A 22,164-nucleotide genomic window follows, 5' to 3' on the forward strand; every position below is an offset into this window, starting at 1 on the left:
GAATTAACGCACTCGGAATCCTAAAATACAAAATATTCAATAAATATTTCCCACATTATGAACAACAGTGGTTCCACAGGCGGTACCCAGAGCATGCGACGCGCCCTGGGCCTGCTGCGCGTGCTGGCACAGCATCAGGAAGAAGGCATAGACCTGCAAGGCGTGATGGCCGAGGCCGGGCTGGAGCGCTCCACCGCGCACCGGCTGCTCAGCTGCCTGCTGGAGGAACAGTTCGCCGAACGCGACGCCCAGACCCGCCGCTACCGCCTGGGGGTCGATTCCATGCAATTGGGATTCGCGGCGCTGCGGCGCACGCCCTTGCTGGACGCGCTGCGTCCGTTCGCACAGAAGCTGGCGCGCCTGTCGGGCGACACGGTATTCCTGGTGATACGCCAGGGCGACTACGCCCTCTGCCTGCTGCGCGAGGCCGGCTCATTCCCCGTGAAGGTATTCACCATCGACCAGGGCGAGCGGCGCCTGCTGGGCGTGGGCGCGGGCGGACTGGCGTTGCTGGCCACCTTGCCCGACGAGGAAATCGCCGCGCTGTATGCGCGGCATTCCGCCGCCTATGCGCAAATCGGCGCGTCCAGCGCCGCCTTGATGAAATCGGTCAGGCAGGCGCGCACCGCGGGCTATTCGGAAATCGTGGACACCATCACGCCCGGCGTTTCGGGCGTGGGCGTGGCGTTCCGGGTGTCGGAACTGACCTGGGTGGCTTTCAGCTTCGGCGCGATCAGCAGCCGGCTGGACGCGCCCAGGCGGGCGCAGATGGGCGCGCTGCTGCGCGCCGAATGCGAGGCGTGGGCCCAGGATTACCTGGAAAAATAGAGGTTCCACGCTGCGCGAGCTTGCTGCCCCAAAAGGGGGCAGCCCAGCGGTGGAGCGGCCGCCGCGCTAGCGAGCCGCCGCCCCCCTGGTGCGTCAGATCCGCTCGAAAATGGCGGCAATGCCCTGGCCGCCGCCGATGCACATGGTCACCAGCGCGTAGCGTCCGCCCACGCGCTGCAGTTCATGCAGCGCCTTGACGGTGATGATCGCGCCGGTGGCGCCGATGGGGTGGCCCAGGCCGATGCCGCTGCCGTTGGGGTTCACCTTGGCCGGATCCAGCTTCAATTCGCGCGACACCGCGCAGGCCTGCGCCGCGAACGCTTCGTTGGCTTCGATCACGTCCATCTGGTCCACCGTCAGGCCGGCGCGCTTGAGCGCGGCCTGCGTGGCCGGCACCGGACCGATGCCCATGATGTTGGGGTCCACGCCGGCGTGGGCGTAGGCCACCAGGCGAGCCAGCGGCTTGATGCCGCGCTTGGCCGCGACCGAGGCGTTCATCAGCACCACGGCGCCCGCGCCGTCGTTCAGGCCCGAAGCGTTGCCCGCGGTGACCGTACCATTTTCCTTCTGGAACACCGGTTTCAGCGTCGACAGGTTTTCCGCCGTGACATCGCGGCGCACATGCTCGTCGGTGTCGAACACCACTTCGCCCTTGCGCGACTTCATCACCACCGGCACGATCTGGTCGCGGAAGTAACCCGCGTCGATGGCGGCCGCTGCGCGGCGATGCGATTCCGCGGCCACGGCGTCCTGGTCCTGGCGGCTGATGCCGAACTTGGCCGCCACGTTCTCGGCGGTCACGCCCATGTGCATGCGGCCGAACGGATCCGACAAGGCGCCGGTCATCATGTCCAGCATGACGCTGTCGCCCATGCGCGCGCCCCAGCGCTGCGCCGGCGCGATGTACGGCGCGCGGCTCATGCTTTCGGCGCCCGCGCCGATGGCGATTTCAGCATCGCCCAGCATGATGGTCTGCGCGGCGGACACGATGGCCTGCAGGCCCGAACCGCACAGGCGGTTGACGTTGAAGGCGGGGGTTTCCTTGGCGATGCCGGCGTTCATGGCCGCCACGCGCGACAAGTACATGTCGCGGGGCTCGGTGTTGATGACGTGGCCCACCGCGACGTGGCCGACCTCATCGCCCTTGACGGCGGCGCGTTCCAACGCGGCCTTGATGACGGTTGCGCCCAGGTCGCACGGCGGCACGTCTTTCAGCGCGCCCCCGAAATCGCCAATGGCGGTGCGGACGGCAGAAGCGACGATGACTTCATTCATGGTGTTTCCTCCTTGTAATGCGTTCCATCATACCGCCGCCGCCCGGCCGCCGCCTCATCCCCAAGGCTTGCGCGCGACGCGCAAGGCGCCATCACCCGATAGCGAAGGGATAGCACCAATGCCCGGATCGATACGGAAGTCATATCATCCACACCAACCGCCTTTCGGAGCGCCCTCATGGATTTCCGTCATCTGCAGCAGTTCCTGGTCCTGGCCGAAACGCTGAACTTCCACCGCGCAGCCGAAAAGCTGCACATGTCGCAGCCGCCGCTTTCGGTGTCGATACGCAAGCTCGAGGAAATGGTGGGCGTGCCGCTGTTCCAGCGCGGCCGCCAGGGCGTGAAGCTCACCGAAGCCGGCCTGGCGGCGCTGGACGAAGCCCGCCGCGCCCTGTTCCACGCCGAGCAATTCCGGCAGGCGGCGCGCGCGGGCGCCGCGGGCGAAGGCGGCACCGTGCGCATCGGCTTCGTCGGCTCCGCCACGCACGGCGTGCTGCCGCGCATCCTGCCGCCGTTCCGGCAACGCTATCCTGGCGTCACCGTGGTGCTGCGCGAAGCCACCTCGATACGCATCATGCAGGAACTCGAGGAAGACACGCTGGAGGTCGGCATCGTGCGCGTGCCGGTGGCGATGGGATCGAACGTGCGCCTGGCTCCGCTCACGACCGAGAACTTCGCGCTGGCCGTGCCCAAGACGCATCCGCTGGCGCGGCGCGGCCGCATCCGCCTGGCAGACCTGGCAGACGAACCCTTCATCATGTACACCGCCAGCGAAGCTGCCGGCCTGCGCATGGCTGCCATCAACGCCTGCCAGCTGCGCGGCTTCACGCCCCGCATCACGCAGGAAGCGGTGCAGGTGCAGACGCTGCTCAGCCTGGTGGAAAGCGGCCTGGGCGTGGCGCTGGTGCCGGCCGGCGGCCGGCGCCTGCCCGGCACCAACGTGGTCTACAAGACGCTGGCCGATTTTCCAGCCGATGCGTCGATCGGCATTTCCCTGGCATGGAACCCCGCCACCGAGCGTAGCGCCACGCGCAACCTGCGCGAAATGGCCAGCCAGACGTTCCGGGACAAGACCGCGAAATAGGCGGGCCGCTTGCGGCAACACGGCCGCCAGGCTTAGGATGGAGCATGGGTTTTATCCTCACCAGCGATCCGGGAGCGCATCGTGAAGACAGTTGCTGAGATACTCAGGGAAAAAGCCAATCATTCCGTCGTGACGGTTTCGCCCGACGCGTCGGTGTTCGAAGCCGTCAAAATCATGGCGGAACGCAGCATCGGGGCCGTGGTGGTGGTCCAGGGCGATGCCGTGCTGGGCATGCTGACCGAGCGCGACTACGCCCGCAAGATCGTGCTGCAGGATCGCTCCTCGCGCACCACGAAGGTGCGCGACATCATGACCGATTCGGTGTACTACGTCGGCCGCGCGGACACCCGCGAGCACTGTATGGCAATGATGACGGAACGCCACTTCCGTCATCTCCCTGTCATCGAGGACGGCAAGCTGATCGGCCTGCTTTCCATCGGCGACCTGGTCAAGGACGTCATGAGCGAGCAAAAGTTCATCATCCACGAACTCGAACGCTACATCACCGGCGAACGCGGCTGACGCCGCGTCCCGCGCGCCACAGGACTCGCGGCTAGCCAGCCGCGAGCGCCTTGAACGCCGGCACGATCAGTCCCATGCCGGCCGCCAGCAGCAGCACGAACACCATGCGCTTGACGGTCTGCATCGAGCCGGCCGTGCTGTAGCGGCGCGCCACCCAGGTCACGCCGATCACGACCGGCAACGCCAGCAGGCTCAACCAGAACGACGAGGCCATGAAGGCCCCCTGCCCGGTCACCAGCGCCAGGCGCACGACGGCGTTCAGCGAAAACAGGATCAGCAGGCTGTTGCGGATGGCCGCCAGCGGCAAAGGCTGGCGGTACAGGTGATAAACCATGGGCGGCCCGGCGCTGGAAAACAATCCCCCCAGCACGCCCGACACGGCCCCGAAGAAGACGAACGATCCGCGCGAGGACACGCTCGCCAGCGGCTGCGCGCGCGCCACCAGCAGCACCGCGCAGCCGAGGATCGTGCAGCCCAGCAGCAACTGCAGCAATACGCTCATGGATCCGCTGATCCAGGCCAGCGCGGCAACGCCCGCCCCGACGCCGACCAGACTGCTGGCCATGGCGGGCCGCATCAGCGACCAGTTCACCTGGGGCTTGGCCCGCGCCAGTGTCACCGCCGCGTTCACCAGCGACAGCACGCTGACCACGTTGGCCACTTCGGATACGGACGCCAGCTGGAACACGCCCGACAGGCCCAGCAGCACCAGCCCGAAGGCGAAGCCCGTCATGGTCTGCGCATAGGTGGCGAGCGCCACGCAAGCGAGGAACAGCAAATATTGGGAAATGCTCATGCTAATGGGTAGAGCCTGACCTGCCTCGGCTCTGCCCGGAGCGGCGCGTTGCGCGGCGCGGGAGCGGATCGACGGGGTACAGCGTAAGGGGTCTGCTTGGGATCTGTTTTTTCGCCGGCGATCATAGCACCGGGAGGCCCGCCCACATACTTTGTCACAAATGGATGCGCTCGTGCACCATGCCCCAGGTGACGTGCCGCTATCCTTGCCGCCCTGTGTATCCCTTGCGCCTTTGCTCCCGCCGCGGCCCCCGCCGCGCCGCCTGAGTGCGGCGCGCGTGCCCGCAAGAATGACGCCCAAACAGACCACGATCAACACGGTAACGCTGACCTGCTCGACCTGCGGCAGCGCCCAATTCACCAAGCTGGACACCAACGAATACCGCTGCAGCCATTGCCACGCGGTCACGCTGGTCGAAGACAACGTCGCCCAACGGCTGGAGAAGATCCTGCGCGGGATGCAGCAGCCGGCTGCCAAGCCGCAGCTCGGTCCGCGCGCCATCGCGGCGATCGCGGTCGCCGTGGCCGCCGTGTTCGTGATCCCGCTGGTCGCCTCCATGCTCGGGTCCAAGCCGACCGTCACGCGGCAGCCGCCGGCGCCCCCTCCCATCGACGCCGCGCTGGTCAAGCTGACCGACGTGCAGGAAATCCGCGTCCGCGACCGCACCCAGCTAGTCATGATCATGCGCAACGAGACCGGCAAGAAGATCGACGTGCCGCGCGTCACGGCTTCGTTCTTCCAGGGCGAACTGTCGCTACCGTCGAACTCCGGTTCGGCGCCGGCGCGCTCGCTGCAGCCGGGCGAATACACGCCTGTCACGATCTCCACGCCCAGCCAGGCCTACAGCCGCTACACGCTGCAGGTCTCGCAGCCGAGGCTGGCGCGGGACCGGAACAACGAGGTGGCCGCCAGCAAGGTGCAGCTGGTGCGCAACGATGGCGCCTACCGCCTGGTCGGCCTCCTGAAGAACAACGGCGCCAACGAGGCCAACAGCAGCCAGATCACGGTGATGCTGTACGGCGAGGACGGCAAGCTGATCGGCACCGGCAACGGCTACGGCGCCGCCAGCCCGTTGGCGCCGAACGCGCTGACCTCCTTCGACGTGCGCTGCGAGATGCTGGCCGAAGGCCCGGTCGCATCCTATGACTACATGGTGCAGAGCGAAAACCCGGCCGTCTCTCCGGCCGCTCCCAAGGAAGAAACGCCGCCCAGCCGCATCGTGCGCGTCAGCCCGGCCGACCCGCGGGTCATCGAACACGTGCGCCTGAGCACCGAGGAACTGCTGGATCCGGGCTTCGCCCTGTTCGACGCCAGCGCGCTCAAGCTGTCGGCTCCGCGCCGCCTGCTTGACGAGATCGAGCGCCCGGTCATGTATGCCGAGCTGGTCAACACCAGCGACCAGTACGTGGTCCTGTCGCCCAAGGCGGACATCTCGCTGTTCGACGGTTCCCGCCGGCTGGAGGTGCGCCAGAGCTGGAGCCTGCCGGCGCGCCTGTACCCTGGAGAACGGGTGCCCGTGGCGCTGACCGGCCGCATCGACCGCTACACCGAGGTCAAGACCGACTGGCTGCCCGCCAAGCGCGCCGCCCTGCCCGGCCCCCGCCCCAAGCTGGCCGTCACGGTCGAGAACACCGAGGCCCAGGTCGGCACTGGCACCCTGAACTTCACCCACCGCTTCCGCTACAAGTACGTGACCGTGCATGGGCGCGTGCGTAACGACAGCCAGGCCGAAGTGGAAAACGTCAGAGTCTGGGTCAGCCTGTACGACGCCCAGGACAAGCTCACCGGCGCGGTCTACCAGGAACTGCGGCTGCCCAAGCTCAAGCCGGAGGAAAGCGCGCCGTTCCAGGTGGACGTAAAGCAATACGGCGGCAATTTCGCGCGGGTGGGCGTGGTGTACGAAGCCGGGCCGCGCTAAGCCGCTGCCCCGGACATACCCGCCCGGCGCCCCTGCCGGGCTTTCCCTTCCTGCCTCGCCCCCCAGGGCGCGCCGCCCCGCGTCGCCCTTAAGCAACAGCTATGGGCTCAAGTCTTATATAAGATATAAGACATTTGCTTGCGTCCCCCTGTTCCCTCTACAATTCGGCGAACAACCCTTCTTCCAACCCGACTTTGAGCAGGCCTCACATGCTGGATAATTACCGCCAACACGTTGCCGAACGCGCGGCTCTGGGGATTCCCCCGCTGCCCCTTACGGCCAAACAAACCGCTGAACTGATCGAACTGCTCAAGAACCCGCCCGCAGGCGAAGAGCAGAACCTGGTCGAGCTGCTGACGCACCGCGTGCCGGCCGGCGTGGACGACGCCGCCAAGGTCAAGGCTTCGTACCTGGCCGCCGTGGCGCTGGGCAAGGAAGCTTGTGCGCTGATCAGCCGTGCCAAGGCGACTGAACTGCTCGGCACGATGCTGGGCGGCTACAACATTGGCCCGCTGGTCGACCTGCTGGACGACGCTGAAATCGGCACCATCGCCGCCGACGCGCTGAAAAAGACCCTGTTGATGTTCGACGCCTTCCATGACGTGAAGGAAAAGGCGGACAAGGGCAACGCCAATGCCAAATCCGTGATGCAGAGCTGGGCCGACGCCGAATGGTTCACCAGCCGTCCGGAACTGCCGCAAAGCCTGACCATCACCGTCTTCAAGGTGCCTGGCGAAACCAACACCGACGACCTGTCGCCGGCTCCCGACGCCACCACGCGCCCCGACATCCCGATGCACGCCCTGGCGATGCTGAAGAACAAGCGCGACGGCGCCGCGTTCGAACCGGAAGAAGACGGCAAGCGCGGCCCGGTCAAGTTCATCGAAGCCCTGAAGGAAAAGGGCCACCTGGTCGCCTACGTCGGCGACGTGGTCGGCACGGGCTCGTCGCGCAAGTCGGCCACCAACTCGGTGCTGTGGTTCACCGGCGAAGACATCCCCTTCGTGCCGAACAAGCGCTTCGGCGGCGTGTGCCTGGGCAACAAGATTGCCCCGATCTTCTACAACACCATGGAAGACGCCGGCGCCCTGCCGATCGAACTCGACGTTTCCAAGATGGAAATGGGCGACGTGGTCGAACTGCGCCCCTATGAAGGCAAGGCCTTGAAGAACGGCGAAGTCATCGCCGAATTCGAAGTGAAGTCCGACGTGCTGTTCGACGAAGTGCGCGCCGGCGGCCGCATTCCGCTGATCATCGGCCGCGGCCTGACCGCCAAGGCGCGCGAAGCGCTGGGCCTGCCGGCCTCGACGCTGTTCCGCCTGCCGAAGGACCCGGCCGATACCGGCAAGGGTTACACCCTGGCCCAGAAGATGGTCGGCCGCGCCTGCGGCATGCCGGAAGGCAAGGGCATCCGCCCGGGCACCTACTGCGAACCGAAGATGACCTCGGTCGGTAGCCAGGACACCACCGGCCCCATGACCCGCGACGAGCTGAAGGACTTGGCCTGCCTGGGCTTCTCGGCCGACCTGGTGATGCAGTCGTTCTGCCACACCGCCGCCTACCCCAAGCCCGTGGACGTCAAGACGCACCACACCCTGCCGGAATTCATCAGCACCCGCGGCGGCGTCTCGCTGCGTCCGGGCGACGGCGTGATCCACTCGTGGCTCAACCGCATGCTGCTGCCCGACACTGTCGGCACCGGCGGCGACTCGCACACCCGCTTCCCCATCGGCATCTCGTTCCCGGCCGGCTCGGGCCTGGTCGCCTTTGCCGCCGCCACCGGCGTGATGCCGCTGGACATGCCGGAATCGGTGCTGGTCCGCTTCAAGGGCAAGCTGCAACCCGGCGTGACCCTGCGCGACCTGGTCAACGCGATCCCGCTGTACGCCATCAAGCAAGGCCTGCTGACGGTTGCCAAGCAAGGCAAGAAGAACATCTTCTCCGGCCGCATCCTGGAAATCGAAGGCCTGCCCGACCTGAAGGTCGAACAAGCCTTTGAACTGTCGGACGCATCCGCTGAGCGTTCGGCCGCCGGCTGCTCGGTGTTCCTGAACAAGGAACCGATCATCGAATACATCAACAGCAACATCGTGATGCTGAAGTGGATGATCGCCAACGGCTACGAAGACGAGCGCACGCTGGGCCGCCGCATCAAGGCCATGGAAGCCTGGCTGGCTGATCCCAAGCTGCTGGAGCCGGACGCCGACGCCGAATACGCCGCCGTGATCGAAATCGACCTGGCCGACGTGCACGAGCCCATCGTGGCCTGCCCGAACGACCCGGACGACGTGAAGACGCTGTCGGAAGTCGCCGGCGCCAAGATCGACGAAGTGTTCATCGGCAGCTGCATGACCAACATCGGCCACTTCCGCGCAGCCTCCAAGCTGCTGGAAGGCAAGCGCGACATCCCGGTCAAGCTGTGGGTCGCCCCGCCGACCAAGATGGACGCCACGCAACTGACCGAGGAAGGCCACTACGGCGTGTTCGGCACCGCCGGCGCACGCACGGAAATGCCGGGCTGCTCGCTGTGCATGGGCAACCAGGCGCAGGTGCGCGAAGGCGCGACCGTCATGTCGACCAGCACCCGCAACTTCCCGAACCGCCTGGGCAAGAACACCAACGTGTACCTGGGTTCGGCCGAACTGGCCGCGATCTGCTCGAAGCTGGGCCGCATCCCGACCAAGGACGAGTACATGGCCGACATGGGCGTCATCAACAAGAGCGGCGACCAGATCTACCAGTACCTGAACTTCGACAAGATCGCGGACTACAAGGACGTGGCTGACGTCATCGAAGTCTAAGCGTCGGGCAGCGCAGCCTGGCTGCATCGCCTGCAAGACGGCCCCGGAGAAATCCGGGGCCGTTTTTCTTTTCCTGGTGCATGCGGCATAGGTCGGAGAATTTCAGGGACGGAACTTTTTGCGCGATACGTTTTCATACAATCGCGGTAACTTGTGACATCCGCTCCCCCAACCCTGCCCCGATCTCCGGAGGAAGACCGCCAATGACCCGGCTTTTGCTGCCGCCCCTGCTATTGCTGGCGCTCGCCGGCTGCGCCACCGCGCCGCCCTCGAATCCCGAGAACATCTGCGCCATCTTTCGTGAAAAGCCGGACTGGCACGATGCCGCCCTGAAGGTGCAAAAAAAGTGGGGCGCGCCGGTGCCGGTGCCCATGGCCATGATGTACCAGGAGTCGTCCTTCAAGCAGGACGCGGTGCCGCCGCGCTATTACTTCCTGGGCTTCATCCCCTGGGGCCGCGTCAGTTCCGCCTACGGCTACGCCCAGGCCAAGGACGAGACCTGGGACGATTACAAGAAGGATGCAGGAGGCTGGGGCTCCAGCCGCGACGACTTCGCCGACGCGCTGGATTTCATGGGCTGGTACATGAACAAGACCCAGCGCATCAATGGCGTGTCCAAGTCGGACGCCTACGGCCAGTACCTGAACTACCACGAGGGCTGGACCGGCTACCGCAACCGCAGCTTCGATCGCAAGGCCTGGCTCAAGACCGTGTCCAAGAAAGTCCAGGCCCGCGCCGACAAGTTCGCCTCGCAGTACAAGGGCTGCGAAGCGGACCTGACGCGCGGCGGCTGGTTCTGGTGAACGCCGCCCGGCCTTAGAAGTCCATGCTCGCGCTGAGCAAGAAGGTGCGCGGTCCGCCCAGCACCAGGTAGCCGTTGCCCGGATAGCCGCCCACCGAGGACCAGTAGTTGCGGTTGGCGATATTGTCCACGCGGGCGCGCAGGGTCACGACGTGGCCGTCCACATCCATCATGTAGCGCAGGCCCGCATCGAAGCGGGTCCAGCCCGGCACCTTGAGCGTGTTGGCGTCATCCGCATAGGACGAGCCGGTGTAGACCACCCGACCATCCACGGCCAGGCCCGGCACGCCGGGAATATCCCACTCCACGCCCATATTGGCCTGGAAGCGCGGCACGCCAATCACGCGGTTGCCGTCGATGGACGGGTTGCCGGTGGAGATCTGCTTGGCGTCCAGCCAGGTCAGGCCGCCCAAGAGGCGCACGCTCTTGATGGGTTCGCCGTACATCGTGAGTTCCACGCCCTGATGACGGTCCTTGCCCGAGGTCGTCAGCTCGTTGCTGGCGTTGTACATGGCGCGCGGCTTGTCGGTGGAGAACAAGGCCAGTCCCGCCCCCAGGCCATCTCCCTCGTACTTCGCACCGATTTCCTTCTGCTTGGAGACAAACGGCGGCAGGCTCTGGCCGGCATTGGGCACCGGCTTGCCGCCGGCATTGGCCGGGGCGGTCGGCCCCGCGACCAGCGCCTCGATGTAGTTCGCGTACAGCGAAACGCTGGGCGCGACCTTGACCACGAGGCCCGCGGCGGGCGAATTGTGGCTGGCGTCGTAGGCGCCGTTTTCCTTGCCGGTGTTGTATGCGTAGTCGCGTTGCGACAAGCGCTGATGGCGGATGCCGGCCGTGAGCAGCACCTTGTCGTCCAGGAACGACAGCGTGTCGCCGATGGCGTAGCTGCTCAGGCGGGTGCGGCCCTGCAGCGCCGGATCGTCCAGGTCGTTGCCGCGCAGCGCGGTGGCGCTGAACGGCGGCTTGTCATACGAAATCGGGTTGTAGATGTTGGTGGGATAGGTGTTCTGCCAGTCCATCACATAGGCGTTCTTCTTCTTCAGGTCGAAGAAGGATGCCGACACGACGAACTCGTGGCCCACCGGGCCGGTGCGCACTTTGCCTCGCAGGCCCAGTTCGCCCGTATTCACGCTGTCCTCGCGGGTGTTGTCGAAGCGGTAGAAGGTGCCCGCGCCCGTGCTGCCGTTGGTCAGCGTGACGTTGCCCAGCGAATTCGCTTCGTCGCTGCGGCGCATGCCAAAGGCCGCATAGGCGGTCAGCTTGTCGCTGAAATCATGTTCGCCGCGCACGGTGCCGAAGACATCGCGCTCGTTCGAATACGACCACGGCTGAGCATAATTGGAGCTGGCGTCGGGCGCGTCCGGCACTTTGGTGACGCCGGCGCCCAGCGTCACGTTGGGACGCGCGCGCTTGAGCTTGTTTTCCTGCCAGCCGATGTCCGCAGACAGGCGGGTGTCGGCCGAACGCCAGTCCAGGCCTAGCGAGACCAGGCTGGTGCGCGAGTGTTCATCGTCGATGCCGGTGTCGCCGCTGCGCTGCGCGGCGTTCAAGCGGATGCCGGTGCTGTCGCCGGGACCGAAGCGGCGGGCGATGTCGGTGGACAACTGGAACTGCCCGCCGCTGGACACGCCGGTGGTAACGCGGGTCAGAGGTTCGTTCGGCGCGCGCTTGGGCACCAGGTTGATCACCCCGCCGATGCCGCCGCCGCCGGGCGAGGCGCCCGTCAGGAAGGTCGAAGCGCCGCGCAGGACTTCCACGCGCTCGAACAGCTCGGTGGCGATGTACTGGCGCGGCAGCAGGCTGTAGAGGCCGTTGTAGGCCACGTCGTCCGACCCCAGGATGAAGCCGCGGATGAAGTACGACTCCTGGAAGTTGCCGAAGCCGCGCGCCACGCGCACGCCCGAATCGTTCTGCAGCACGTCGCCCACGCTGCGGGCCTGGCGGTCCTGGATCAGTTCATTGGTGTAGCTGGTGATGCTGAACGGCGTGTCCATCACGTCTTGGGTGCCGAACAGGCCGATGCGGCCGCCGCGGGCGACCTGCCCGCCGGCAAAGGGTTCGGCCAGGCCGCCGGCCGAGGCGTCGGCGCTGGCCTCGACCTTGATGGCGTCCATGGAAACCACGGAGCCGGTCTGGTCAGACGCGGATTGGGCGTGGGCAACGGGGAGATAGCACGGCAGCGCGGCGGCCATGCAGGCAAGAGTTCGGATTTTCATGTCGGGGAGTTCGCAGGCAGATATCAAAATCCCGATGGGGTCACGCGCGCACTGGAGAACTACGGATGCGTCTGGAATGTGCCGGAAGGCCGGGGCCTTGCCGGGCCGGCTGCGCCAAAGGGGACTGGGATTGCTGAGCGCTCATTCTACGGCAAACGGAATCATTCTCATTTATGTTACTTTTTGTTTGAGAATGTCCGTTGCCGGGGCGCCACAGCTGTCGAGCGCGGCGCCCCGCTTCCCGCCAGGCTATCGACCGTCCGCTACGCCTGCGCGGGGGTCATAGCCGGACGCCGCCATGGTTTCCAACGGGTACAGCGGGCGCGCGCGCCGGCGGAACTCGAACAGCGACCAGTCGGAACTGGTGACGCCAGGGCTGTCGCATTCGACCAGCGCCTGGGAGATCGGCACGAACACCGGCCGGCAATACATGCGCGACTTCACCAGCACGAAACGGGCGCGGGATGGGTCCAACCCCAGGCTTTGGAACACGCCCAGATCCCAGGGCTCGTGGGTCTGCTCGGTCAGCACCAGCTGCGCGGCGCCTATGTCCAGCACCGCGCTGCGGCCCATGCAGGCCAGTTGCCCGGTGTAGGTCGGGCCGGTGATCACATATTCGCCGTTGCTCAGCGCGCGCACGGTGCCGCGCAGCGTGACGGGCTGGGCGCCGCGGCCGATCTCGTCGATGGCGCGCTTGTTGCCCACCGGCAGCTCCACCGTGGCGCCGACGCCCGCGCGGGTCAGTTCCGCGACGGCCTCCGGGTCGCAGTACAGCCCGGCCTGGATGCCTTCCAGTCCGGCCTCCAGCGCGGCCATCAACACGTCCAGGGTGTCGCAGGTGCCGCCGCTCATACAGTTGTCGCCATGGTCCAGCAGCAGCACGGGTTTGCTGGCGCCCTCGGCCAGCGCCTTGGCCCGCGCCAGCGACGCGGCCAGTGGCTCGCTGTCGTAGTAGAAGCCGTCGCGCTGTTCCCAGATCAGCGCGGCGACCTCTCCCGCCACGCGCTCCGCCTCGGCGCGGTCGCCGTCGGCGACGGCCACCACGCTGACGCAGGGATACGGGATGTCGGCCAGGCCGAAGCCCGCCAGCACCGATACGCCCAGCGCGCCCGCGGCCTCGGCCTGCCGCGCCGCTTCGACGGCGGCGCGCATGGCCCCTTCGGCCGTGTTGCTGCGCAGGGAATGCGACACCAAGGGCAGCCGGCGCCACGCCATGACCGGCTTGCACTTGCCGTCCATGCCCGCGAACAGCAACCTGCCGGCGTGCTCGCCGGTTTCGTACATGTCGATGTGGGGATAGGTCTTGAAGCTGACGATGACGTCGGCGTTGTCCATCATCTTCTGCGTGACGTTGCCATGCAGGTCCAGCGCCACCGCGACCGGCACGCCGGGCGCGGCGGCGCGCAGCCGTTCGAGCAGATCGCCCTCGCCGTCGTCGGTGGTCTCCACCGCCATGGCGCCATGCAGGTCCAGCAGGATGACGTCGCAGCCCGGCGCAGCGGCCACGATGCGGTCGCACAATGTGGCGTAGGCCTGGCCGTCGACGCGGCCGCTGGGATAGGCGGTGGCCGAAACCGGCGTGACCAGCTCGGCGCCGCGCGCTTCGGCCAAGTCTATGAACGCCGACATCGCCGTGCGCTTGCCCTTGTTCTCTTCATAGGCCGTCGCATCATAGGCCGGGCCGCCGTTGCCGAAGGCGGACAAGGGCGTGGGCACGGGCGAGAAGGTATTGGTCTCGTGATTCAGACGCGCGATCAGCACCTTCATTGCACGCCCCCTTGCGCGAACTGGATACGGCCGCAGCAGCGCAGCATGGCGTGCAGCAGCACATTGCAGCCCGCCTCCAGGTGCTCGGGCTGTGCGTCCTCGATTTCGTTGTGGCTGATGCCGTCCTTGCAGGGCACGAAGATCATGGCGGTCGGCGCCACCCGCGCCATGTAGACGGCGTCATGGCCCGCGCCGCTGATCACGTCCAGCGAATCCAGGCCCAGCGTGCCGGCGCCGTCGCGGATCGCCTGCACCAGCCGGGGCTCGAAGGGCTGCGGCGGGAAGTACACGACCTCCTTGCTTTCGACCTGGAAGCGGCCGGGCTCGGCCAGTTCTTGGCAGGCGCGCGCGAACGCCGCGGCCATGCTGTCCAGCGTGGCGTCGTCGGCCGCGCGCAGGTCCACGGTGAGCGCCACGCGGCCCGGGATCACATTGCGCGAATTCGGGTAACCGTCGATGCAGCCTACCGTGCCGCGCCCGTGCGGCGCGTGCTCCAGCGCAATGCGGTTGACCTCCAGCACCAACCTGGACGCCGTCAGCAAGGCGTCGCGGCGCAGTTCCATCGGGGTGGGTCCGGCGTGCGCCTCCTGGCCGGTAATGGTGACGTCGTACCAACGCTGGCCCAGGGCGCCTTGCACCGCACCGATGGTGATGCCCCGATCCTCCAGGATGGGGCCTTGCTCTATGTGTGCCTCGAAGTAGGCGCCGACCGCCCCCGGCCGCGCCGCTTCCGGGCCGGCGTAGCCGATGGCGCGCAGCGCTTGATCCACGCTGACGCCGTCGCGGTCCTGCGCCGCCAGGGCGTGCTCCAGCGTGAAGGCGCCGGCATACACGCCCGAGCCCATCATCACAGGCACGAAGCGCGAGCCCTCCTCGTTGGTCCACACCACCACTTCCAGCGGCGCCTCGGTGGCGATGCCGCGTTCGTGCAGGGTGCGCAGGACCTCGATGCCGGCGAGCACGCCGTAGTTGCCGTCGAATTTGCCGCCAGTGGGTTGGGTGTCGATATGGCTACCCGTCATGACGGCGGGCAGGTCGTCACGCAAGCCCGCGCGGCGCATGAAGATATTGCCGATGGCATCCACGCGCACGCTGCAGCCCAGCTCGCGGGCCCAGGCGCAGACCAGGTCGCGGCCCTGCCGGTCCAGGTCGCTCAACGCCAGCCGGCACACGCCGCCCTTGTCGGTGGCGCCGATGCGGGCCAGCTCCATCAGCGAGTTCCAGAGCCGGCTGCCGTCGATGCGGATGCCGCTGACGGCCTCCAGTGTGTTCATTTCCATGGTGTTTCCTTGAATCCTTGCTTCCTGTTTCGCCTCGCGGACGGTCCCTATACGCCCACGCCCAGATATCGGTCCTTCACGTTCTCGTCCGCCATGAAGGCCTCGTTGCTGCCCTGGTAGACGATGGATCCCTGCTCGATGATGAAATGGCGGTCGGCCAGTTGGGTGCAGACCTCCAGGTTCTGCTCCACCAGCAGGATGGTGACGCCGGCCTGCTTGATGGATTTGATCTGCGCCACGATTTCCTCGACGATCACCGGTGCCAGACCCTCGACCGGCTCGTCCAGCATCAGCACGCGCGGATGGTTCATCAGCGCGCGGCCGATGGCGAGCATCTGCTGTTCGCCGCCGGACAGCTGGCCGCCGCCGTTCCTGCGCCGCTCCTTCAGGCGCGGAAAGATGCGGTAGATGTCTTCCAGCTGCCAGGGCGAATCGCGGCGCATGCCCAGCTTCAGGTTCTCCTCCACCGTCAGCAGCTTGAAGATGCCGCGGTGCTCGGGCACCAGGCAGATCCCCATGGACGCGATCTTGTGCGCCGGCAGCCCGGCGATGTCGCGCCCGCCATAACGCACCGCGCCGCCCTTGGGCGCAATCACGCCGGCGATGGTCTTGAGCGTGGTCGATTTGCCCGCGCCGTTGCGCCCGAGCAGGGTGATCACCTCGCCCTGCGGCAGCTCGAGCGACACGCCTTGCAGGATGTGGCTCTTGCCGTAATAGCTGTGTATGGCGTCGACATGCAGCATCATGCCCGGCCTCCCGTGATCATGTTGCCCAGGTACGCGGCGCGCACCCGCTCGTCGCTGCGGATCGCGTCGGGCGCGCCTTCGACCAGCACGCGGCCCTGCTGCATCACCGTGATCGTGTCGGAGATGTCCATCACGATGTTCATGTTGTGCTCGATCAGTACCACCGTGTGGTCGTCGCGCAGGCTGCGGATCAGCCGCTTCATTTCCTCCAGGTCGTCCACCCCCATGCCGGAAGTCGGTTCGTCCAGGAAGATGGCGCGCGGCCTGGCCGCCAACGCCATGCCCACCTCCAGGCGCCGCTGCTGGCCATGCGACAACGCGCCCGCCGCAATCCCGGCCAGCCGCGACAGGCCCAGCCGTTCCAGCGCCGCGTCGACGACCTCGCGTTGCGCCCGGGGGCCCGTGGGCGGATGCCAGCAATCGAAGGCGCCGGCGCGATGCGCGCCCTGCGCCGCCAGGCGCAGGTTCTCCCGCACCGACAGGTTGGCGAACAGGCTGGTGACCTGGAACGAGCGCGCGATGCCGCGCTGCACGCGCTGGAAGTCGGCCTCCTGCGTGACGTCCTGGCCGTCGAACACAATGCTGCCTTCGCTGGTGCGCAACGTCCCCGTCAGGATGTGGAACAACGTGGTCTTGCCGGCGCCGTTGGGCCCGATCACGGAATGCACCGTGCGCGGCCGCACCTGCAAGTCCACCCCATGCAGCGCCACGAACTTGCCGAAGCGCTTGACGATGCCGCTGGCTTTCAGCAGCGGCGCGGAATTTTCCTGGTTCATGCGCTGCCCTCCTTGGCGGCCGGCTCCCCGCCGGCAGGCTTGCGCCGCAGCGCCAGCCAGATGCGTACTCCCAGCCCCCACAAGCCCTTCTGCATGAACAGGCTGACAGCTATCAGCAGGAAGCCCAGCAGCATCAGCCAGCGCGGCCACAAGGTGGAGAGCCAGTCCGCGAACAACACGTAGAACGCGGCGCCCAGCACCGAGGCGAACAGGTTGCCGGTGCCGCCGATCACCGTCATGACCAGGATCATCTCGCTGCTGTGGTATTCGATGCTGGACAGCGGCGCGATGCCGGTCATCATCGCCAGGAAGGCGCCGGCCAGCGCCGTGACCGCGCCGGAAATGGCGAAGGCCGACAACTTGAAGAGGCGCACGTTATAGCCAACCGCCATGGCGCGCGCCTCGTTGTCGCGGATCGCCAGCAGGGTGCGGCCGAACACCGAATTGGTCACCCGCAGCAACAGCCAGAACACCACCAGGAAGCACACCGCCACGAAGGCATAGAACTGCCAGGGCGTAGCCAGCGGCATGAGTTCCATGCCGGCGACGGAAAATGCCGGACGCGGCACGTCCAGCAGGCCGTTGTCGCCCCCGGTCAGGTCGGGCAGGCTATATGCCAGGAAGTAGAACATCTGCGCGAAGGCCAGCGTCAGCATCACGAAGTAGGTGCCGCGCTGGCGGATTGCGAACCAGCCCACCAGCGTGGCCCCCAATGCGCCCACTACCATCGCGGCCAGCAGCGCCAGCGGCATGGGCAGGCCGGTGCGCGTCAGCAGGATACCGACGGCATAGCTGCCCAGGCCGAAGAAGATGCCCTGGCCGAACGACAGCAGGCCGGTGAATCCAAGCAGCAGGTTGCAGCCGAGCACCGCCAGGGAATAGATCAGCACTTCCGTGGCCAGCGAACCCGACTGCATGCACAGCGGCAGCAGCAGGACCACGGCCAGCGCCAGCAGCAACTGGGCGTGAGATTTCAAGCGCGTCATCATCCTCTCCCCATCAGGCCGTGCGGACGCAGCAGCAGCACTGCCGCCATCGCCACATAAATCATCAGCCGCGCGCCTTCCGGCCACAATGTGCTCATTACGCTCTGCACCACGCCGATAAGCAGGCCGCCGACCAGCGCGCCGAAGAAGCTGCCCATGCCGCCCACCACCACGATGACGAAGGCGATGCCCAGCGCCTCGATGCCCATGAAGGGCTCCACGCCGCGGATCGGCGCGGCCAGCACGCCTGCCAGGGCCGCGGTCGCCGCGCCCAGCGCGAACACCAGGCTGAACATGCGGAACACGTTGATGCCCAGCATGGACACCATTTCGGTGGATTCGCTGCCGGCGCGCACCGCGCTGCCCAGCCGCGTGCCTTCCAGCACGTACCAGAGCAGCAGCGAGAAGACCGCGGTGAAACCGATCACGAACAGGCGGTACTTGGGATAGATGAAGCTGCCCCACATGACCACGCCCTGCAACGCGGACGGCGCGGCGACGTTGTCGCCTATCGGGCCCCAGATGACGATGACCAGTTCCTGCAATACCAGCGCCAGGCCCACGGTGATCAGGATGTGGAACTCGTGCGCCTGTGCGTAGACGTGGCGCAGCAGCACTTTTTCAGTCACCCAGGCGAATGCCCCCACCAGCAGCGGCACGATGGCCAGCGCCAGCCAGAAGTTCAGGCCCCACTGGATGGCCTGGAAGCAGAAGTAGGCGCCCAGCAGATAGAACGCCCCGTGGGCGAAGTTCACGAAGCGCAACAGACCGAAGACGATGGACAGGCCGACTGCCAAAAGGAAGTACAGCATGCCTACCCCGATCCCATTGATGATCTGGAGGAGATAGACGTTCATTGAAATGCCCGATGGAGGAAACGAAAGGCCGCGGGGCTTGCGGCGACCACGGACGCGGCGCGTCCGCGGTCGCCCGCCTCAGGGGCGCGCTACAGCTTGCAGCCGGTCTCCGCGGGCGGCAGGAAAGAGCGGCCGCTATGCACGATCTCGGCATAGTCGTCCTTGTCCTTCATGTCCTTCTTGGCGCGGCCCTTGAGCAGGTAGTAGTTCTTCAGGACCTGGTGGTCTTCCTTGCGGATTTCCTCCTTGCCCGTCAGGCCTTCGTAGGCCATGCCCTCCATCACGGCGATGACCTTGGCCGGGTCGGCGCTGCCGGCCCGGGCGATGGCGTCCAGCATGATGCGGGTGCAGATGTAGGAGCCCGCCAGGCTGTAGTTGGGATTGGCGCGCGTCTTGTCCCGGGACAGCTGCACCAGTTCCTTGTTCAGCGGCGAGTCGATGCCGTGCCAGTACTGCGCGCCGAAATACACGCCTTCGCACAGGTCGGCGCCCAGGCCTTCGAACTGTTCCAGGCCCGACGCCCAGGCCACCAGGATGGTGCAGTTCTGCTTCATGCCGAAGCTGACGGCCTGGCGCAACGTGTCCGAGGACTGCGAGCCGAAATTCAGGATCAGCAGCACGTCCGGCTTGGCCGCCATGGCGTTGGTGAGGTAGCCGCTGAACTCCTTCTCGGTCAGCGAGTGGTAGCTGTTGCCCACATGCTCGATGCCTTTTTCCTTGAAGATCGCCTTGGCCGCGCCGAGCAGGCCGTCGCCGAACACGTATTGCGGCGTGATGGTGTACCAGCGCTTGGCGTTGGGCAGCTTTTCGAGCAAGGGGCGCACGGTCTGTTCGATGGCGCCGAAGGTGGGTACGGACCAGCGGAAGGTCGCGCGGTTGCAATCCTTGCCGGTGATTTCGTCCGCGCCCGCGGTGGTGATGAAGACGCCGCCGGCGCGCTCGACTTCCTTGCCCATGGCCAGCGCCTCTGATGACAGGATGCCTCCGGCGAAGAACTTGACGCCCTTCTGTTGCGAGATTTCCTGCACCTTGCGCACCGCCGTTGCCGGCTTGCCCTCGGTGTCCAGCACGGTGTAGGCCAGCGGCCGGTCCAGCGCGCGGCCGTACTGTTCCAGCGCCAGTTTCATACCCAGGTCGGCGTACTTGCCGTTGGCGGCAAAAGCACCCGACATGGGCACCGGACACCCGAACTGGATGGCATCGGCTTGCGCCAACGCGGACCGGGCGGCCCACAATGATCCGGGCACCGCGCCAAGCGCGGCCATTTTCAGCAGGTTGCGGCGATTCAAGATGGTTCTCCCTGGCTGCCGCTGGCGCTGCCGCGGCATATTGACGATGTCGGGCGCGCACCATGCGCGTCCCCATTCCGACTCTGTCTGCTCCGAGCTCCCGTGCCAGGGCCGCCGCCACGCGGGCGTACTCGCAAGTCCTGGCGCTTCGTGCCTATACTGCGACTACCATCCTATTTATCATGATAAATAGGATTATTATCATGATCAGTTTGGCGAGCCGGCTCTGTCAATAGCGGGCGCATCAGGTATAACCCGGGGTCCGCGCAGTACCGCCACGGGGCCACCCCGCGCACACCACGCAGCAACGGAGGAACGCAATGGCGTTCAACAGTCATGACCTACAAGCCGCGGGCGCGTCGAGTCCGCCCAAGCGCAGCGACCTGGTCGCCGAGGAGATCAAGCGGCTGATCACGGCCAAGAACCTGTTGCCAGGCGACAAGCTGCCGCGCGAGAGCGAGTTGCAAAGCATGTTCTCGGTCAGCAAGAGCACCATGCGCGAAGCGCTCAAATCGCTGGAGGTGCAGGGACTGGTGAAGGTCAGCACCGGACCGGGCGGCGGCGGCACCGTGGTCGAGGTGCCGCTGGACCGCACTTTCCAGCTGATGCAGAACTACCTTTTCTTCAAGGAAGTGCGGATCGAGGACATCTACCAGGTGCGCAAGCTGCTGGAGCCCGAACTGGCAGCCAGCGCCGTGCCCTTCCTGACAGAGGCGCATTTCGCCGCGCTGGAGGAAAACATCGCCTGCTGCGATCCGTCCGCAGAACATGTGGACGATCCGCTGGCACAGCGCCAGGAAGAGATCAATTTCCACGACATCTTCGCCGCGGCCTGCCCCAATCCGTTCCTGCGGTTCAGCTGCGAGATGACCAACGAAATGATCCGGCAACTGACCGTGTTCGACAACGAGATGCCGTTGTCCGAACAGCAGCGCTTCGGCAGCGCCAACGCGGGTTTCCACCGCAAGATCCTGGCGGCGGCGCGCGAGCGCGACGTCGAACAGGTGCGCGACCTGATGAGCGGGCACATGCAGGACGCGATGCGCTCGGTCAAGCGCATGCACGGCAAGCTCGAGGGCCGGTTGATCCTGGACTCCGAGATGTCGCGGCGCAACGTCACGCGCAAGGCTCGGCGCGGCGGCAGCAAGAAGGCCTGAGGGCGGCGGCCGCTTGCGCCAACCCTCAAGCGGTGCGAACCAGCCGGGCTCACTCCCCCGGCCGTCGCCGACTCAGTCCAGCTTGATGTGATTGGACTCGATCACCGCGCCCCAGCGCTGGCGGTCTTCCTGCACATAGGCGTCGACGTCGGCCTGGCTGCGCGGCGCCTGGATCACCAGGCCCAGCGGTTCGAAGCGGCCGCGGAACGCCGGATCCTTCAGCACCTTGTCCAGCGCCGCCTGCAGGCGCTGCGCCTCGGCTTGCGGCACGGCGCGCGGCACGGCCAGGCCAAACCAGGTGGCGGCGCGGAATCCCGGAAAGCCGCTTTCCGCCACGGTCGGCACCTCCGGCAGCACGGCCAGCCTTTCCGCGGTGGTGACGGCCAGCGCCTTGATCTTGCGTTCCCGCACCAGCGGCAGCGACGTGCTGACCACGTCCACCATGAGTTGCGTGTCGTTGCCCATCAGTGAGGTCAGCGCGGGCGCGCTGCCGTTGTAGGGGATATGCGCCACGTCCATGCCGGTGCGTGATTTCAGCAGTTCGGTCGCCAACTGCAGCGGATTGCCGATGCCCACGGAGGCGTAGTTCAGCTTGCCAGGCTGCGCCTTGGCATAGGTGACGAATTCAGCCAGCGAGCCGGCCGGCACCTCGTTGTTGGCCACCACCACCAACGGCAATTCGGCGGCGATGCCGAGCACGCGGAAGTCGCGCGCGGCGTCATAGGCGATGCGCTGGTAGAGCATGGGATTGAGCACCATGCTGGCGTTGCTGGCGAGAAAAACCGTATAGCCGTCGGGTGCGGATCGCGCTACCTGGGTGGCGGCGATCATGGTGTTGGCGCCGGGCTTGTTCTCCACGACCACGGGTTGCCCGAGATCGCGCGACATGCCCTCGGCCAGCACCCGCGACAATTGGTCGGCGGATCCTCCTGGCGTGTACGGCACGACCAGTTTGACCGGCTTGTCCGGAAACGCCGCCAACGCGGCACCGGGGCCGGCGAGCGCGAAGATCGTTGCGGCCGCGATGCGACGCAGCCTGTGGTTCAGTCCATATGCCATGCT

Annotated in this window: 18 protein-coding genes; 7 read left to right on the forward strand and 11 right to left on the reverse strand. The window is 66.4% G+C overall.

What is annotated here, in order from left to right; genetic code table 11:
• The first annotated feature begins 93 nt into the window (after positions 1-93).
• A complete protein-coding gene (locus AC3WOB_RS22770; RefSeq protein WP_013395041.1) occupies positions 94-828 on the forward strand; it encodes an IclR family transcriptional regulator in 735 nt (244 codons plus the stop codon).
• Positions 829-921: 93 nt separating this feature from the next.
• Here AC3WOB_RS22770 and bktB read toward each other — a convergent pair whose 3' ends face one another.
• Positions 922-2,103 (reverse strand): beta-ketothiolase BktB, encoded by a 1,182-nt coding sequence (gene bktB, locus AC3WOB_RS22775; protein WP_013395042.1) that lies wholly within the window; start codon positions 2,101-2,103, stop codon positions 922-924.
• 177 nt (positions 2,104-2,280) lie between these two features.
• Between bktB and AC3WOB_RS22780 the strand changes: the two genes are divergently transcribed.
• Together AC3WOB_RS22780 and AC3WOB_RS22785 are read left to right on the forward strand one after the other, a co-directional pair.
• The gene (locus tag AC3WOB_RS22780) at positions 2,281-3,186 is read left to right on the forward strand and encodes a LysR family transcriptional regulator (RefSeq protein ID WP_492276267.1); all 906 of its coding nucleotides are present in this window, start codon (positions 2,281-2,283) and stop codon (positions 3,184-3,186) included.
• An 81-nt stretch (positions 3,187-3,267) separates the two neighbouring features.
• Positions 3,268-3,708, forward strand: a complete 441-nt coding sequence (locus tag AC3WOB_RS22785; RefSeq protein WP_013395044.1) for a CBS domain-containing protein — start codon at positions 3,268-3,270, stop codon at positions 3,706-3,708.
• Positions 3,709-3,739: 31 nt separating this feature from the next.
• Here the strand turns inward: AC3WOB_RS22785 and AC3WOB_RS22790 are convergent, their stop codons facing one another.
• The gene (locus AC3WOB_RS22790) at positions 3,740-4,504 is read right to left on the reverse strand and encodes a TSUP family transporter (RefSeq protein ID WP_492276268.1); all 765 of its coding nucleotides are present in this window, start codon (positions 4,502-4,504) and stop codon (positions 3,740-3,742) included.
• A gap of 289 nt (positions 4,505-4,793) precedes the next feature.
• Here AC3WOB_RS22790 and AC3WOB_RS22795 point away from each other — a divergent pair, with 289 nt between their 5' ends.
• The 3 genes from AC3WOB_RS22795 to AC3WOB_RS22805 all read left to right on the forward strand — a co-directional run bounded on the left by AC3WOB_RS22795 (position 4,794) and on the right by AC3WOB_RS22805 (position 10,026).
• Positions 4,794-6,422 carry an FxLYD domain-containing protein gene (locus AC3WOB_RS22795; RefSeq protein ID WP_492276269.1) on the forward strand — a complete coding sequence of 543 codons (1,629 nt, stop codon included), beginning with the start codon at positions 4,794-4,796 and terminating at the stop codon, positions 6,420-6,422.
• 209 nt (positions 6,423-6,631) lie between these two features.
• Positions 6,632-9,223, forward strand: coding sequence for a bifunctional aconitate hydratase 2/2-methylisocitrate dehydratase (gene acnB / locus AC3WOB_RS22800; RefSeq protein ID WP_013395047.1), 2,592 nt, complete (start codon positions 6,632-6,634; stop codon positions 9,221-9,223).
• 203 nt (positions 9,224-9,426) lie between these two features.
• Positions 9,427-10,026, forward strand: coding sequence for a transglycosylase SLT domain-containing protein (locus tag AC3WOB_RS22805; RefSeq protein WP_492276270.1), 600 nt, complete (start codon positions 9,427-9,429; stop codon positions 10,024-10,026).
• A 13-nt stretch (positions 10,027-10,039) separates the two neighbouring features.
• On the opposite strand, the gene AC3WOB_RS22810 is transcribed toward AC3WOB_RS22805, so the two are convergent.
• The 8 genes from AC3WOB_RS22810 to AC3WOB_RS22845 all read right to left on the reverse strand — a co-directional run bounded on the left by AC3WOB_RS22810 (position 10,040) and on the right by AC3WOB_RS22845 (position 19,945).
• Positions 10,040-12,244, reverse strand: coding sequence for a TonB-dependent receptor (locus AC3WOB_RS22810; RefSeq protein ID WP_013395049.1), 2,205 nt, complete (start codon positions 12,242-12,244; stop codon positions 10,040-10,042).
• A 249-nt stretch (positions 12,245-12,493) separates the two neighbouring features.
• On the reverse strand, positions 12,494-14,011 hold the full coding sequence (locus AC3WOB_RS22815; protein ID WP_013395050.1) for a M81 family metallopeptidase: 1,518 nt from the start codon (positions 14,009-14,011) through the stop codon (positions 12,494-12,496).
• The gene (locus tag AC3WOB_RS22820) at positions 14,008-15,291 is read right to left on the reverse strand and encodes a Zn-dependent hydrolase (protein ID WP_013395051.1); all 1,284 of its coding nucleotides are present in this window, start codon (positions 15,289-15,291) and stop codon (positions 14,008-14,010) included. The genes AC3WOB_RS22815 and AC3WOB_RS22820 overlap by 4 nt, the downstream gene beginning before the upstream one ends.
• A 47-nt stretch (positions 15,292-15,338) precedes the next feature.
• Positions 15,339-16,037 (reverse strand): ABC transporter ATP-binding protein, encoded by a 699-nt coding sequence (locus AC3WOB_RS22825; RefSeq protein ID WP_013395052.1) that lies wholly within the window; start codon positions 16,035-16,037, stop codon positions 15,339-15,341.
• On the reverse strand, positions 16,034-16,813 hold the full coding sequence (locus tag AC3WOB_RS22830) for an ABC transporter ATP-binding protein (RefSeq protein ID WP_013395053.1): 780 nt from the start codon (positions 16,811-16,813) through the stop codon (positions 16,034-16,036). The genes AC3WOB_RS22825 and AC3WOB_RS22830 overlap by 4 nt, the downstream gene beginning before the upstream one ends.
• Positions 16,810-17,799, reverse strand: a complete 990-nt coding sequence (locus AC3WOB_RS22835) for a branched-chain amino acid ABC transporter permease (protein ID WP_013395054.1) — start codon at positions 17,797-17,799, stop codon at positions 16,810-16,812. The genes AC3WOB_RS22830 and AC3WOB_RS22835 overlap by 4 nt, the downstream gene beginning before the upstream one ends.
• On the reverse strand, positions 17,799-18,656 hold the full coding sequence (locus AC3WOB_RS22840; RefSeq protein WP_013395055.1) for a branched-chain amino acid ABC transporter permease: 858 nt from the start codon (positions 18,654-18,656) through the stop codon (positions 17,799-17,801). The genes AC3WOB_RS22835 and AC3WOB_RS22840 overlap by 1 nt, the downstream gene beginning before the upstream one ends.
• 89 nt (positions 18,657-18,745) lie before the next feature.
• A complete protein-coding gene (locus AC3WOB_RS22845; RefSeq protein WP_013395056.1) occupies positions 18,746-19,945 on the reverse strand; it encodes an ABC transporter substrate-binding protein in 1,200 nt (399 codons plus the stop codon).
• 320 nt (positions 19,946-20,265) lie between these two features.
• On the opposite strand from AC3WOB_RS22845, the gene AC3WOB_RS22850 reads away from it, so the two are divergent.
• Entirely contained in the window at positions 20,266-21,102 is an 837-nt protein-coding gene (locus AC3WOB_RS22850) for a FadR/GntR family transcriptional regulator (RefSeq protein ID WP_013395057.1), read from the forward strand.
• A gap of 72 nt (positions 21,103-21,174) precedes the next feature.
• On the opposite strand, the gene AC3WOB_RS22855 is transcribed toward AC3WOB_RS22850, so the two are convergent.
• Positions 21,175-22,161: a Bug family tripartite tricarboxylate transporter substrate binding protein gene (locus AC3WOB_RS22855; RefSeq protein ID WP_492276271.1), complete on the reverse strand. Its 987-nt coding sequence runs from the start codon at positions 22,159-22,161 to the stop codon at positions 21,175-21,177.
• Positions 22,162-22,164: the final 3 nt, after the last annotated feature.

This window comes from Achromobacter sp. FW305-C-30-7 (assembly GCF_058783105.1).

Excerpts from the sequence above, each read along its gene's own strand:
- AC3WOB_RS22770 (WP_013395041.1), top strand. The coding sequence starts at position 94 with ATGCGACGCGCCCTGGGCCTGCTGCGCGTGCTGGCACAGCATCAGGAA.
- bktB (WP_013395042.1), bottom strand. The coding sequence starts at position 2,103 with ATGAATGAAGTCATCGTCGCTTCTGCCGTCCGCACCGCCATTGGCGAT.
- AC3WOB_RS22780 (WP_492276267.1), top strand. The coding sequence starts at position 2,281 with ATGGATTTCCGTCATCTGCAGCAGTTCCTGGTCCTGGCCGAAACGCTG.
- AC3WOB_RS22790 (WP_492276268.1), bottom strand. The coding sequence starts at position 4,504 with ATGAGCATTTCCCAATATTTGCTGTTCCTCGCTTGCGTGGCGCTCGCC.
- AC3WOB_RS22795 (WP_492276269.1), top strand. The coding sequence starts at position 4,794 with ATGACGCCCAAACAGACCACGATCAACACGGTAACGCTGACCTGCTCG.
- acnB (WP_013395047.1), top strand. The coding sequence starts at position 6,632 with ATGCTGGATAATTACCGCCAACACGTTGCCGAACGCGCGGCTCTGGGG.
- AC3WOB_RS22805 (WP_492276270.1), top strand. The coding sequence starts at position 9,427 with ATGACCCGGCTTTTGCTGCCGCCCCTGCTATTGCTGGCGCTCGCCGGC.
- AC3WOB_RS22810 (WP_013395049.1), bottom strand. The coding sequence starts at position 12,244 with ATGAAAATCCGAACTCTTGCCTGCATGGCCGCCGCGCTGCCGTGCTAT.
- AC3WOB_RS22815 (WP_013395050.1), bottom strand. The coding sequence starts at position 14,011 with ATGAAGGTGCTGATCGCGCGTCTGAATCACGAGACCAATACCTTCTCG.
- AC3WOB_RS22820 (WP_013395051.1), bottom strand. The coding sequence starts at position 15,291 with ATGGAAATGAACACACTGGAGGCCGTCAGCGGCATCCGCATCGACGGC.
- AC3WOB_RS22825 (WP_013395052.1), bottom strand. The coding sequence starts at position 16,037 with ATGATGCTGCATGTCGACGCCATACACAGCTATTACGGCAAGAGCCAC.
- AC3WOB_RS22830 (WP_013395053.1), bottom strand. The coding sequence starts at position 16,813 with ATGAACCAGGAAAATTCCGCGCCGCTGCTGAAAGCCAGCGGCATCGTC.
- AC3WOB_RS22835 (WP_013395054.1), bottom strand. The coding sequence starts at position 17,799 with ATGACGCGCTTGAAATCTCACGCCCAGTTGCTGCTGGCGCTGGCCGTG.
- AC3WOB_RS22840 (WP_013395055.1), bottom strand. The coding sequence starts at position 18,656 with ATGAACGTCTATCTCCTCCAGATCATCAATGGGATCGGGGTAGGCATG.
- AC3WOB_RS22850 (WP_013395057.1), top strand. The coding sequence starts at position 20,266 with ATGGCGTTCAACAGTCATGACCTACAAGCCGCGGGCGCGTCGAGTCCG.
- AC3WOB_RS22855 (WP_492276271.1), bottom strand. The coding sequence starts at position 22,161 with ATGGCATATGGACTGAACCACAGGCTGCGTCGCATCGCGGCCGCAACG.